The organism is Flavobacterium azooxidireducens, from assembly GCF_023195775.1.
GTDB classification, from domain to species: Bacteria; Bacteroidota; Bacteroidia; order Flavobacteriales; family Flavobacteriaceae; genus Flavobacterium; species Flavobacterium azooxidireducens.
On record NZ_CP096205.1, the window covers coordinates 3,210,611 to 3,224,064 of the forward strand.

At 35.6% G+C, this 13,454-nt stretch carries 11 protein-coding genes; 7 read left to right on the forward strand and 4 right to left on the reverse strand.

Annotation, left to right across the window (positions count from 1 at the left end; translation table 11 throughout):
- The 5 genes from M0M57_RS13885 to M0M57_RS13905 are packed head-to-tail and all read left to right on the forward strand — an operon-like array spanning position 1 to position 5,377.
- Positions 1-1,506 (forward strand): PH domain-containing protein, encoded by a 1,506-nt coding sequence (locus tag M0M57_RS13885; protein ID WP_248433652.1) that lies wholly within the window; start codon positions 1-3, stop codon positions 1,504-1,506.
- A 44-nt stretch (positions 1,507-1,550) separates the two neighbouring features.
- Complete coding sequence (gene menA / locus M0M57_RS13890) at positions 1,551-2,492, forward strand: 1,4-dihydroxy-2-naphthoate octaprenyltransferase (protein WP_248433653.1); 942 nt, start codon at positions 1,551-1,553, stop codon at positions 2,490-2,492.
- Positions 2,493-2,511: 19 nt separating this feature from the next.
- Complete coding sequence (locus M0M57_RS13895; RefSeq protein WP_248433654.1) at positions 2,512-3,189, forward strand: metal-dependent hydrolase; 678 nt, start codon at positions 2,512-2,514, stop codon at positions 3,187-3,189.
- 15 nt (positions 3,190-3,204) lie between these two features.
- A complete protein-coding gene (locus tag M0M57_RS13900) occupies positions 3,205-4,332 on the forward strand; it encodes a lactonase family protein (RefSeq protein WP_248433655.1) in 1,128 nt (375 codons plus the stop codon).
- 1 nt (position 4,333) lies between these two features.
- A complete protein-coding gene (locus M0M57_RS13905) occupies positions 4,334-5,377 on the forward strand; it encodes an o-succinylbenzoate synthase (protein ID WP_248433656.1) in 1,044 nt (347 codons plus the stop codon).
- Between the two features lies 1 nt (position 5,378).
- Here M0M57_RS13905 and M0M57_RS13910 read toward each other — a convergent pair whose 3' ends face one another.
- The 4 genes from M0M57_RS13910 to M0M57_RS13925 all read right to left on the reverse strand — a co-directional run bounded on the left by M0M57_RS13910 (position 5,379) and on the right by M0M57_RS13925 (position 7,457).
- Complete coding sequence (locus M0M57_RS13910) at positions 5,379-5,849, reverse strand: nuclear transport factor 2 family protein (protein WP_248433657.1); 471 nt, start codon at positions 5,847-5,849, stop codon at positions 5,379-5,381.
- Positions 5,830-6,297 (reverse strand): hypothetical protein, encoded by a 468-nt coding sequence (locus tag M0M57_RS13915; protein ID WP_248433658.1) that lies wholly within the window; start codon positions 6,295-6,297, stop codon positions 5,830-5,832. Before M0M57_RS13915 ends, M0M57_RS13910 begins: the two co-directional genes overlap by 20 nt.
- 2 nt (positions 6,298-6,299) lie before the next feature.
- Complete coding sequence (locus M0M57_RS13920) at positions 6,300-6,974, reverse strand: peptidoglycan DD-metalloendopeptidase family protein (RefSeq protein WP_248433659.1); 675 nt, start codon at positions 6,972-6,974, stop codon at positions 6,300-6,302.
- 72 nt (positions 6,975-7,046) lie between these two features.
- A complete protein-coding gene (locus M0M57_RS13925) occupies positions 7,047-7,457 on the reverse strand; it encodes a hypothetical protein (protein ID WP_248433660.1) in 411 nt (136 codons plus the stop codon).
- A 256-nt stretch (positions 7,458-7,713) separates the two neighbouring features.
- Between M0M57_RS13925 and M0M57_RS13930 the strand changes: the two genes are divergently transcribed.
- Both M0M57_RS13930 and M0M57_RS13935 read left to right on the forward strand, forming a co-directional pair.
- A complete protein-coding gene (locus tag M0M57_RS13930; protein WP_248433661.1) occupies positions 7,714-10,236 on the forward strand; it encodes a gliding motility-associated C-terminal domain-containing protein in 2,523 nt (840 codons plus the stop codon).
- A gap of 108 nt (positions 10,237-10,344) precedes the next feature.
- Positions 10,345-13,371, forward strand: a complete 3,027-nt coding sequence (locus M0M57_RS13935) for a T9SS type B sorting domain-containing protein (RefSeq protein ID WP_248433662.1) — start codon at positions 10,345-10,347, stop codon at positions 13,369-13,371.
- The last annotated feature ends 83 nt before the right edge of the window (positions 13,372-13,454 follow it).

Below are 13,454 nucleotides of genomic sequence, written 5' to 3' on the forward strand. Positions count from 1 at the left end.
ATGCCATCATTCGATTTTAGTCAGCCACAAAAGCAGTCTGTCAAAGGAATTGCAATTATGTTTGCCGATACGTTGCAAGGCATTATTCGAAGTCTTTGGGTACCACTTTTATTAATCATCTACCGATTTGATTGGGATAAATTACTTTTTTTCGTCATTGGTTTGGTCGTTTTGTTGCTTGTGATTGGCGTCATCGCTTATCTAAAATACATCAATTTTACTTTTTTCTTAGATGAATCTAAAGAGGAATTTGTGATTCAGAAAGGCGTGATTTCTAAAAACAAGATTACCATTCAGTTGGATAAAATTCAACAAGTGAATATTAATCAATCGGTTATTCAAAAATTGGTTGGTGTGTATAGTGTGGATATTGATACGGCAGGTAGCGACAAAAAGGAAGCTAGTATTCGTGCTGTGGATAACGAAGTGGCGTTGCATTTGAAAAATAAATTGCTCTCTTTTGAGAAAAATACAGAAGGAATTTCCGCCGAAGAAGAAAGTATCGAACCGAATCAACCTTTCTTAAAAATTGGTTTATTAACGCTTTTGAAGGTGGGATTGACTTCCAACTACGGAAGAAGTATTGCCATCATCATCGGTTTTATTGGTTCGCTGTATGGCGGTTTTCAAGATGTGGTTACCTCATTTGAAGTCGATGAAGACGAGGTCAACGGTTTAGTCGATCAAGGTTTAGGTTATTTTTCAATCTCCTTTTTTTTAATGGCGATTTTGATTTTGGTGCTTTTGATTAATTTAGTTCGAACGGTCGTTAAATTTTTCGATTATCAAATGGTGGTTCAACGAAAAGCATTGGCGATTAATTTCGGATTATTTGCGAAGAAGAATACCTTATTAAAACCGTCAAAAGTTCAAATTACGACATATAGCCAGAATTTTTTTCAGCGAAAGCTTAATTTAATCGATTTAAAATTAAAACAAGCTTCGTCCTCTGATGTGGTGGATGAAGAAGGAAAAAGAAGCAATGCCATTGAAGTTCCGGGTTGCAGCAAAGCTGAGAAGGACGAGATTTTAAAAATGATTTTGAGCAAATTGCCTACAACTGAACAAGTTTTTAAACCTAACTTTCGCTATTTGATTAAAGCAATTGGGTTAGGAATAATCGTGCCTTGCATAATTTTTATTTGTTTGGGATTGTTTGTGTACGAACCACTTCAGCATTATTTTCCGTTGCTTTTGGCGTATATTTTAATGGTGGGCATCATCGTATTTTTTCAATTTAGAAATTACCGATTACAGCTCAGCAAAGATTTTATTGTGATAAAAAGCAATGCGTGGGATGTTGAACATCAATTAATCGAACCGTTTAAAATTCAAGGGATTACCACTAAACAATACCTTTGGCACAAGCGTTCAGATATTGCTCACCTCACGTTCCATACGGCCGCAGGTGATTTGAAGTTCAAATTTGCAGACTATTCTTCGTTAAAACCGTGGATTAACTATTGGTTGTATGAAGTTGAACGAGCCGATCGAAATTGGATGTAAATCGTTAAATTTCCATTACCTTTGCACTATAAAAATTAATAAAAATGAAGCATTGGATTGAAGCCGCTAGAGTTAGAACTTTACCACTCTCGGTATCCGGAATTTTGGTAGGAAGTTTTTACGCTTTATCTAAACCAACCGAAAATGTACTTACACCAACACAAGTTTTTAGTTGGTCTATTTTTGGGTTATTAATGTTAACAACCATTGGTTTGCAAGTGCTCTCCAATTTTGCCAATGATTATGGCGATGGCGTAAAAGGTACCGATAACGAAGACCGAATTGGTCCAAAACGAGCGTTACAAAGTGGAGTCATTTCGCCTACTGCTATGAAAAGAGCAATTGTTATTACCGCCATCTTAACCTTTTTATCGGCAGTTTTATTGATTTACACGGCTTTCGGTTTAGAATATTTATATTATTCCATTTTCTTTTTACTGTTAGGAATTATAGCCATTGCTTCGGCTATTCGCTATACGGTTGGAAAAAGTGCTTATGGCTACAAAGGATACGGCGATATTTTTGTGTTTGTCTTTTTCGGATTAGTGAGTACGTATGGTTCGTATTTTATGTTTTCTAAAGTGATTGATTGGTATTTGTTATTACCGGCAATTGCCATCGGATTTTTAAGCGTTGGTGTGCTCAATTTGAACAATATGCGGGATGAGTTTTCGGATAAAAAAGCCGGAAAGAATACAATTGTAGTAAAAATTGGTGGAGCAAAAGCTAGACAGTATCATTATTTCTTAGTGATTACAGCGATGGTTTTATTGTTGGTTTTTGGTATTTTACAACATTTCGCCATCGATCAGTACATTTATTTGATTGTTTTTCTTCCGATAATTAGCCACTTACTTCGCGTAAGCAGAACACAAAATCCGGCTGATTTAGATCCGGAATTGAAACGTTTGGCCATTAGTACTTTTATGGTTTCACTACTGTTGTCGCTGTGTTTGATTTATTTTATTTCTGATATAATTGTATAATAATTAAATTTTTACTGCTATGAAAATTACATTTTACGGTCACTCTTCACTTGGAATTGAAGTGAATGGAAAACATATTTTAGTAGATCCGTTTATTTCAGGAAATCCAAAGGCTTCTCATATTGATATTCATTCGTTGAAAGCTGATTTTATACTGTTGACACATGCTCACCAAGATCATATTTTGGACGTGGAGGCCATTGCTAAACGCACCAATGCAGTAATTGTGTCCAATTATGAAATTGCTACCTATTACGGAAATAAAGGCTTTCAAAACCATCCGATGAATCACGGCGGAAGTTGGGATTTTGAGTTTGGTAAGGTAAAATATGTCAACGCCATTCATTCCAGTTCTTTCCCTGACGGAACGTATGGTGGAAATCCGGGCGGATTTGTGATTGAAGGTGAACATAAAAATATCTACATTGCTGGCGATACGGCGTTGACGATGGATATGAAGTTAATCCCGCTTCGTACGAAGTTGGATTTAGCGATTCTTCCCATCGGAAGCAATTTCACCATGGATGTTGAAGATGCAATCACTGCTGCAGAATTTGTGGAATGTGATAAAGTGTTAGGCGTTCATTATGATACGTTCGGTTATATCGAAATCAATCACGAAGAAGCGATTAAAAAATTCTTTAACAGCGGAAAAGATTTGATGTTGTTAGAAATTGGTGGATTTTTAGAATTATAAATTTAAAACAATTCAATGTATTCAAGAATAACATTTTTTCTAATTGCTTTTTTTTGTTGTATAAATGTATTTGCCCAAAATACGTATGTTTTTTTTGGTTCATATAACAAAGACAAAGCGTCAGAAGGAATTTATGTATATGAATTGGATACTCTAAATGGTAATTTAGCAAAAATTACTTCTGTGAAAGATGTGTTTAATCCATCCTTTATCACGCTTTCTCCGGACGGAAAATACATTTATTCCTGCACAGATACTCGATTACCCGAAGGAACGTTGAGCAGTTATGCGTTTGATTCGAAATCAAAAACTTTGAATTTTGTAAATACACAAAAAAGTGGCGGAGTCAATCCGGTTTTTCTTGCAACGGATAAAAGCGGAAAATGGTTGGTTAATGCTAATTATAGTGATGGAAGTGTGGCTGTTTTTCCACTTTCAGATAATGGTGTGATTAAACCATTTGTACAAAATTACAAATATACCGAAGGAAGCATAAACCCGAATCGTCAAGAAAGTTCGCACGTTCACGCAGTGGTTTTTTCGCCCGATTTTGATTATTTATTTTTTCCTGATTTAGGTTCGGATGGAATTCGTACCTATCAATTTGATGCAGAAAATAAAGAGCCTTTGCAACCTGCGGAAGTTCCTTTTACAAAAACAACATTAGGTGGTGGTCCAAGACATTTGACATTTCATCCCAATAAAAAAAATGCCTATTTAATTGAAGAACTTTCCGGAACCATCACAGTTTTTGATTATCAAGACGGAAAATTTACTGAAAAACAGCGAATTGCGACGCATCCTGAACACATCAAGGAAGGTTTTCAAAGTTCCGATGTGCATATTTCTCCCGATGGAAAATTTTTGTACGCAAGTAATCGGGGAGAAGAAAATAACATAGCTACTTTTTCAATTGATGAAAGTGGTAAACTGACCAACATTGATTACACACTCACCGGCGGCGAACATCCTCGAGTGTTTGGTTTGGATGAAAGTGGGAAGTTCTTGATTGTAACCAATTCCATCAGCGGAAATGCTTTTGTTTTTATGCGAAATGAAAAAACGGGTAAGCTAACCAAAGTGGGACAGGAAGTTAAAATCAATGGCGTTTCTTGTGTGAAAATCAAACGTTATCCTAACTAAATTGAAAGCTTCTTACCAGAAATATATTTTAGACTTCAAAAGACCTTCCGGTACTTCGAGAGGCGTTTTAACCCAAAAAGAAACTTGGTTTATCATTTTAGAAAAAGAGGGTAAAAAAGGAATAGGCGAGTGTGGCATTTTGCGAACCTTAAGCATTGATGATCGACCCGATTATGAAGAAAAATTAAAATGGGTTTGTCAAAATATTCATTTGGGAGTTAATGAACTTTGTGAAAACTTAATCGAATTTCCATCGATTCAATTTGGAATTGAAATGGCTTTTTTATCGTTAGAAAGTAAAAATCCGTTTGAATTATTTCCATCTGAATTTACTTCCGGCCAAAAAAATATGGAAATTAATGGATTGGTTTGGATGGGTGAGGAGTCGTTTATGAAGGCTCAAATCGAAGAAAAATTAGCACAAGGTTTTCGTTGTATAAAATTGAAAATTGGAGCTATTGATTTTGAAAAAGAACTAGGATTGTTGCGTTATATTCGTCAACATTTTGATGAAAAAACGATTGAAATTAGAGTCGATGCCAATGGTGCTTTTGCTTCAAATGAAGCTTTAGGTAAATTGCGTCAATTATCTGATTTTAAACTACATAGCATTGAACAACCTATTGCAAAAAACCATACTGACAGGATGGCAGAACTGTGTGAAATCACCCCTTTACCTATTGCTTTGGACGAAGAACTGATTGGTGTATTTTTATTGGAAGAAAAAAGGCAATTACTTGAAAAAATTAAGCCTCAATTCATCATTTTGAAGCCGAGTTTGGTCGGTGGTTTTCGAGGAACACAAGAGTGGATTGATGTTGCCGAATCACTTGAAATCGATTGGTGGATCACATCTGCTCTAGAAAGCAATATCGGTTTGAATGCGATTGCTCAATGGACGTTTACGCTTCAAAATCCGATGCCGCAAGGTTTGGGTACAGGAGGACTTTATACCAACAATTTTGATTGTCCGCTGGAAGTTACAGATGGAAAATTAAATTATAATCCTTCTCTGAATTGGGATGTGAGTAAACTTAAATTTTAGCTTATTTTGCTAAGTATTTATTCAACGAATCTTTAGCTTGTTCTCTAATTTTATTTTGCATAAAAGGTGTCCAGCCCAATAAATAGCCTTTTAAACCCAATGCCATTCCGCTCCATTTCCATAAACTGAAAGAATCGGTGTGTTTGATGATTAAACCATCTTGAAATTTGAATTTAGCATTGATTTCGTTAATCACTTTTCGATTAGTTTTGCTAAAATAATAAGTAGCAATCCATTTGGCTTTGCCACTTTTTTTAGAACTTTTTAAATCAGAAAATTCGATGGTTAAGTTTCCTTTGCTTCGTTCGATTAGCATTTTCCACATCGCACAAACTTCCTCACGATTGAGTTCTCCAAAAGCAGGATCAGAAAAAGTGGCATCCGGATGATAACATTCAGACATTGATTTGGCGTCGAGTTTGCTAAAAGAATCATAGAATTTAAGTAGGATATTATGGGTTGTATGTATCATTCCAGTCTTTTGTGGTTATGGCTGTAATTTTGTTTTCGTCGTTAATTGAAACTCTTAGTTCTTTAATTTTATATTTTTTTTCGTAATCGCATTTATACCGAAAAAGAGTGATTTTATCGTCATCATATCGGATAACCTCCACTAATTTTATATCTTTAAACTGCCCAAAAACTTGTAGAATATTTTTACAAGTGGTTGAAATTTTTTCTTTATTAATTTTTCTTAAAACCTCATCAGTAGCTTCTTCAGTTGTAAATGGCTTAAAACTAGAAGTATTACAAGTGTTTAAAACTCTTTTTCCTAACTCGTACGCTCTATTCTTTTTAACGGAGCTAACTTCGCTAAGGTTTAATTTTACAAATTCAGGTTTTTTGTCTGCTTTGCTGGTGGATGTTGATTTACATCCAATTAAGACCAATAGGCAACCAAATAAAACGACTTTTTTCATTACTAGATTTTTAATAATAAATTTGGATTTGGGCAATTCATTTTATAAAACTCAAGATCATTTTCACTACACACTCCCGGATAGTCGCCAATGTAATCTTGAATATCTTGAATGATTTGAAAATGTAAGTGTGGAGCATAGTCGCCGTTAACTGAAGCATCGCCTAAAGTAGCTATTTGCTTACCTTTTTTGACTATTTGACCAATCTCCAGCAAATCTAAACTTTCTAACGAAAGATGTCCGTAAAGGGAATAAAATTTATATTTATTTAACATATGTTTTAGAATGATGGTTGGGCCATAATCACCTAAGTTGTTGTTATTGTTGAAACTATGTATAACTCCATCTAGAGCGGCTAAAACAGGTGTGTGAGCATTAACCCACAAATCTAAACCAATGTGAATGTTTCTTTCTACAGCTTGAGAAGAATTAAAAATTGAACTTCTTTCGTATAAATTCCGTTTTTCTAAATAACCTCCATAGGCTACACGACCTTGTTTTTTAGATAAATAATCCGTTATAAAAACTTCATATTCATCAGCTGTTTTAGGTTTGTATTCTATTAATTCTTTAGAATTGACAGACAAATCCAAAGGAACATAATCAGTATAAGGGATAGAGGTGTCAATAACTCTCACATCACTTTGTTGGGATAAAATGGCTTGTACTGAATTCATTTTTCAAAGATACACCTCCAATTTTTTTTATCTGTTAAATTGATTTAAAAAAAATGATAATTAACGAAGCATTTATTGTTTTGTTGCTAATTTTCCTCCTAAAAATGCCATTGGAAGATAAGCTCCAATTAAATCTAAGAGCGTGAACCAAGTTGGCGATGGCAATAGAAAAACATTTGCAATTCCGCCTAAAAGAAAGAAAAAGCCAATTCCGTAGGCAAATTTCATTTTATGATTTGCTGCAATTTTGGCTGCCAAGAACGCACCTACAAGTGTGCCTAAAGCATGAGCAAGAAAAGGGAAAACAAAATTCTTAGGTTCAAATAAATGCATAGAATTTTTTAGACCTTCCATTGTTGTAACATCTGCTCCGTCTGGAGGTGGTATAATTGAACCACTAATGCTTATAATTGCCATATTAACAATGCTGCCTACAACAATTCCGACCACAACTGCTACGATATTCTTTAAAATTGGACTCATTTGTTTACAATTTATTGGTTATTCCCCAAAATTACTAAAAAAAAGTTTAGTTAATGGTTTATAAAATACTATACATTACCACAACAAATCTGTAAAAACAACCTATTTCAGATTAATTAAGTGTTGTAGAATGATTGCTTTGAGTGTATTGTCACAATATTGAGATAAAATTAAGAATTGTATAGTTTTTATAGCTTAAAATTTTTAATTCAAGAAAATATTACCGCTATTTTTATAAATACCAAAAACTAAAGTTATGAAATCACAATTACAATCTTATTTGAAATTTATTTTGACATTATATATTGTTACATCAACATTAAGTTCGAATCTGTCTGCTCAAAACTTATTAAATAATGGTGATTTTGAATCCGGTGGAAGTGGAGTTGGGTTTTTTGTGCATGATTATACCTTAATTAATCCCTTGAACGGAACAAGTAGTCCGGGACAATATGCGAGAACGACCAATCCATCATTAATGAACTCTAACTTTATTTCAGGAGGAGACCATACAACCGGAACCGGAAATATGTTGGTTTATGACGGATCAACTACAGCAAATCGATTTTTCTGGACAACAAGTGATACAGGAGGAGCCATTGGTGGATTTACTGTGGGAACCAGCTATGTATTTAGCTATTGGATTAAATCTGTTTCTAACGAAGTGACAAGCAATACCACCCGAGCAAATATTGGAGCTTTTTTTGTAGGTGTAAACAATATTAGCCCACCTAATTTAAGCAAACTTGCTCCTCTGCCTGAAGAAGGTTGGCAAAAAGTGAGTTATTCTTTTGTTGCAACAGCTCCTGCTATATTAGTTAGACTAAGAACACTCAACGCTGGTGCTTTAGGAAATGATTTTGCAGTAGACGATTTTGTTATCGAAGAAGGATCTTTACCTTTAGAAGGATCATTTACATTTATTAATCCAACTTGTCCAACTTCAACAGATGCTTCCATTACAGTTTCAGTAGTGGGCGGTTCTTTACCTTATGGAAATTTCAATTTAACCGGACCTGTTACACTTTCAAATACCACTGGAATATTTTCTAATTTACCACAAGGGACATATACTATTTCGATAATTGACAGCAGTGGTGAGGAATACAGTGTTAGTAATATTGTTTTATCTGCTCCAAACGATTTAATCATTAGTGAACCCGCTACAATTTGTGAAGGTGAAACTACCCAATTAACAGTAAGTGGTGGTATCAATTCCTATACATGGACAGCTAATCCACCGGATAGTTCTATTACTGATCCAAATGCTGCTACGCAGAACGTTAGTCCGCTGGTTACTACAACTTATACTGTTACTTCAGGTGTTGAAATATCTCCTACAAATCTGGTTTTTAATGGTGATTTCACATTGGGAAATGTAGGATTTACAACCGATTATACGCAAGTGGCCGACCCAAATCCGTTTGGAGTTCAGTCGTCTTATGATATTGTTCAAAATCCAAATGCTTGGTTTGCACCGTTTGCTTCGTGTGGCGATCATACCACAGGAGATGGAAATTTAATGGTCTTTGATGGTTCTACAGACCCAACGGGAACTATTCGAGTATGGTGTAATGAAGATTTAATTAATGTTGAACCCAATACAGATTACACTTTTTCTTATTACATCGCTTCTGTTGCACCGGAAAATCCGGCTTCGATGGTTGTTGAGATCAATGGTGTTTCGCTAGGTGCTGCTTTGGATGCTCCTTCAACTACTTGCTTATGGACATTGCATTCGTTTTCATGGAACTCCGGTTCATCTACAACAGCAGCCATATGTATTTTTAATTTAGAATTTGCTAATAATGGAAATGACTTTGCTTTGGATGATATTTCCCTTGCTGAAACTGTAACTTGTTTGTATGAAAAAAGTGTTACAATTACAGTTAATCCACAAGTTATTCCAGAATTTACTGCTGTTAACCCAATTTGTATTGGTGATACCTTAACGGCATTACCAACGACTTCTTTAAACGGAATTGAAGGAAGTTGGACTCCTGCTTTGAATAATACTGCTACAACAACCTATACATTTATACCAACTGATATTAGCGGATGTATAGCCAGCGTGCCATTAACCATTCAAGTATTACCATTAACGACTCCGGTTTTTCAACCAATAAACTCAATTTGCTCGGGAGAACTACTCAATCCTTTGCCAACTGTTTCACAAGAAGGAATTACAGGTTCTTGGTCTCCGGAATTAAACAATAATGTAACCACAACTTATACTTTTACACCTGCAGATGGTCAGTGTGCCTTACCAACGCAAACAACCATTACTGTTAATGCTGCTCCCCAGTTTTCTATTTCACAAGGTTGTGTAGGTTCGATTTACACACTTAGTGGTGTGGTTGAATCAATCGCTGAAAATACGACCTATGTTTGGTATAACTCTTCGGATGTTCAGATAGGAACAAATGATTCGGTTACCATTTCTTCAGGAGGAGATTATCGTTTAGTGGTGACACAAAATGGATGTAGTAGTGAACAAAGTTTGAATGTAATTAGTACGATTTGTAGCATCCAAAAAGGAATATCACCCAATAATGACGGACTAAATGACAGTTTTGACCTTTCTTCTTATGACGTAACAGATTTGCAGATTTTTAATCGATATGGAGTTTCTGTTTACAACAAAGCAAATTATAGAAATGAATGGTTTGGTCAATGTAACAAAGGAAATGAATTGCCTGATGGAACCTATTATTATGTCATCAATTTTGAAAATATTGAAACAAAAACAGGTTGGATTTACATTAACAAGGCATACTAAATTTAATATTAAGAACTTTAAAAAATAGAAAAACTATTGCTAAAGTCAAGTTTTGAATAAAAATAGCTTTACTAGAAATTGTTGAGCCAAAATTTTTCCCAAATAAAAATGAATCAATTAAAAATAATAACTGCTTTTTTACTTCTAATTTCCTCATCAATAACTTATGCACAATTAGGTTTTTGTACGGGAAGTAAAGGCGAACCTATTTTTACCGAAAATTTTGGAAACGGAACAAATTATGGTCCTGCTTTACCAGCCGGAACAACAAATTATAATTTTGTGGTAGGTGCTCCTAACGACGGAAGTTATACACTTTTTTACAGAACTAACCTTTACTCTACTTGGCATTATTCGTTGGATCATACTCCAGATGCCACAAACGGAGTTAATGGAAAAGCACTTGTAGTAAATGCAAGTGCTAACACGACAGGAGATTTTTACAGACGTGTTGTTACCGGATTATGTGTGAACACTACATTTGAGTTTTCGGCTTGGGTGATGAATGTTTATAATCCCGGTTCGGGTTTTTGTGGAGCAAGTGAAATTCCTATTAATGTTCGGTTTGAAATATGGAATGATACAGAAACAGTTTTATTAGGCTCAGGTAACACTGGTAATATCATGGGAACAGCATCTCCCATTTGGTTGCAATATGCTCTTGTTTTTACCACAGGAAGTGAAACCTCGGTGGTTTTAAAAATGAAAAACAATGGATTAGGAGGTTGCGGAAATGATTTAGCGATTGACGACATTGAATTTAGAGCTTGTGGTGAATTAACAACCGTAACGAGTCCGCCACTTACGGGAGGATCTTTTCAGTTGTGCTCCAATGATACTCCTGTTTCATTAACTTTTCAAGCATCAACCACCGGAGTTTCGCCTCATTTTTATCAATGGCAATCCAGTAGCAACGGCACAACTTGGACAGATATTCCGGGTGCAAATTTACCATCCTATACAGCTTCTATTTCTACACCAACTTTTTTTAGAGCCAAGGCTGCACAAGATATTGCCAATTTGAATAATAGTTTTTGCTCTACGGTTTCCAATGTTTTTACAGTTTCGTTTTTAAATTCTCCTGCCGCTCCAATCAGTAATGGAAATGTGGAAATCTGTGGAAGCGACCCTTTTCTGCCCCTTTCAGTTTCTACCAATTCAACTTCCGGAGTAAATTGGTATGATGCACCAACCGGTGGAAACTTATTACAATCTAATTCCACAACTTTTACACCCACTGCAGCAGGAACTTATTATGCAGAAACCTATGATTATACTACAAATTGTTTGAGCTCTGCACGAATTCCAGTAACACTAACAATTGTTCCATCGGCCACAGCAACAATTTCAGCCACAACACCAATATGTTCCGGAAATACTACGGTCGTTTCTTTTAATGGAACTCCCAATGCTGATGTAACCTATAAAATTGATGGTGGAACAGACCAATTGATTACCTTAGATGGAAGTGGATCTGCAAGCATTACAACACCGGTTTTAAACTCAAATACAACATATACTTTGATAAGTGTTGCTTCGCCAATTTCTGCCAGTTGTAATCAAACTCTTTCAGGATCAGTTACAATTACTGTTAATCAACCACCAACTGCCACTATTTCTGGTGACACATCGCTTTGTGTGGGTGCAACCGGAACAATACAATTTATTGGAACCCCAAACGCAACAGTTTATTACAACGTGAACAGTGGCCCCAATCAATCCATTGTTTTAAATACCATCGGAGAAAGAACTGTTGCGATTTCCAATATCACAACCAACACAGTAGTTACAATTACTGAAGTAAGAACATTAGGTACAAATGGATGTTCGCAATCGTTGAACCAATCTATAACGTTTACGATTGTTCAGTTGCCTACTGCTACTATTTCGGTTAACCCAACAGCAGTATGCGAAGGAGATACAGTGGTGCTAACATTTACAGGAACAACCAATTCGCAAGTGACTTATACTGAAAATGGTGGTGCTAATCAAACTGTAAATATTGGTTCAAGTGGAACAGCGACTGTTACAACATCGTCAATTACTTCCGCCACCACATTTCAATTGGTTAGAGCAGAATTAGTGCAAAGTCCGTTTTGTTTTCAGTCTATTTCGGGAACAGCTACAGTTACCATTAATCCAACACCTACCGCAACTTTTACGGGTGATTTAACGTATTGCTCTGGTGAAACAACTGCAATTTCACTCTCATCTAATTTGGCAGGAACTACTTACGCTTGGACGGTTACTCAAAACGGAACAACCGGAGCAACAGCAGGAAGTGGCGATCAAATTAATCAATTACTCACAGCAACAACTGATGGGACAGCAACTTACATAGTAACGCCATCTTTTAATGGTTGTGCCGGAAGCCCAATTACAATTGAAGTTGACGTTTATGCCATTCCAAATCCGACTTTATCGGATGGAGCTATTTGTTTGCTTTCCGGAAATACTTCGGCTCAACCTTATGTTTTGGATACAGGTTTGAATGATTCAGACTATAGTTTTGAATGGTATTTTGAAGATGTTTTAATTCCAAATGCAAATGACAGTACGTATGAAGCTTTTCAAATTGGAGAATATGCGGTTGTGGCAACAAACCTTGTTTCCGGATGTGTTTCTCCGCTAGTAACAGCGATGGTTTCGCAATCGGTTTTGGGAGATAGTTTAGTGATTGAACAATCGGAAGCGTTTAGTGAGAATCCAACCATTACTGTAACCGTTGTGGGTGGGCAAGGTCCTTTTTACTATCAATTGGATGATTTTGGTTTTCAAACCTCGAATGTGTTTATGAATGTAGCTCCTGGTTTTCATACGATTACGGTAGTAGATGATAGTTTGTGTACTAACCTGACAGGAACGGCAACCATCATTAATTACCCAAAATTTTTCACTCCCAATGGAGATGGCTATAACGACACTTGGAATATTTCTGGTGTAGATGGTACCTCTATTATCTATATTTTTGACCGTTACGGAAAGTTACTTAAACAAATTAGCCCATTAGGAACAGGATGGGATGGAACACATAACGGACAACCGGTTTTTTCGAGTGATTATTGGTTTATAATAAATTATCCTGAAAACGGAATACCTAAAACCTTTAAATCGCATTTTAGTTTGAAGCGATAGATATGGAGAGTTTTTTAATTAAATTCCGAATTACATTTTTTTATTTCTTATATGTTATAGAAGTTCTTAATTGCAGGATCTCC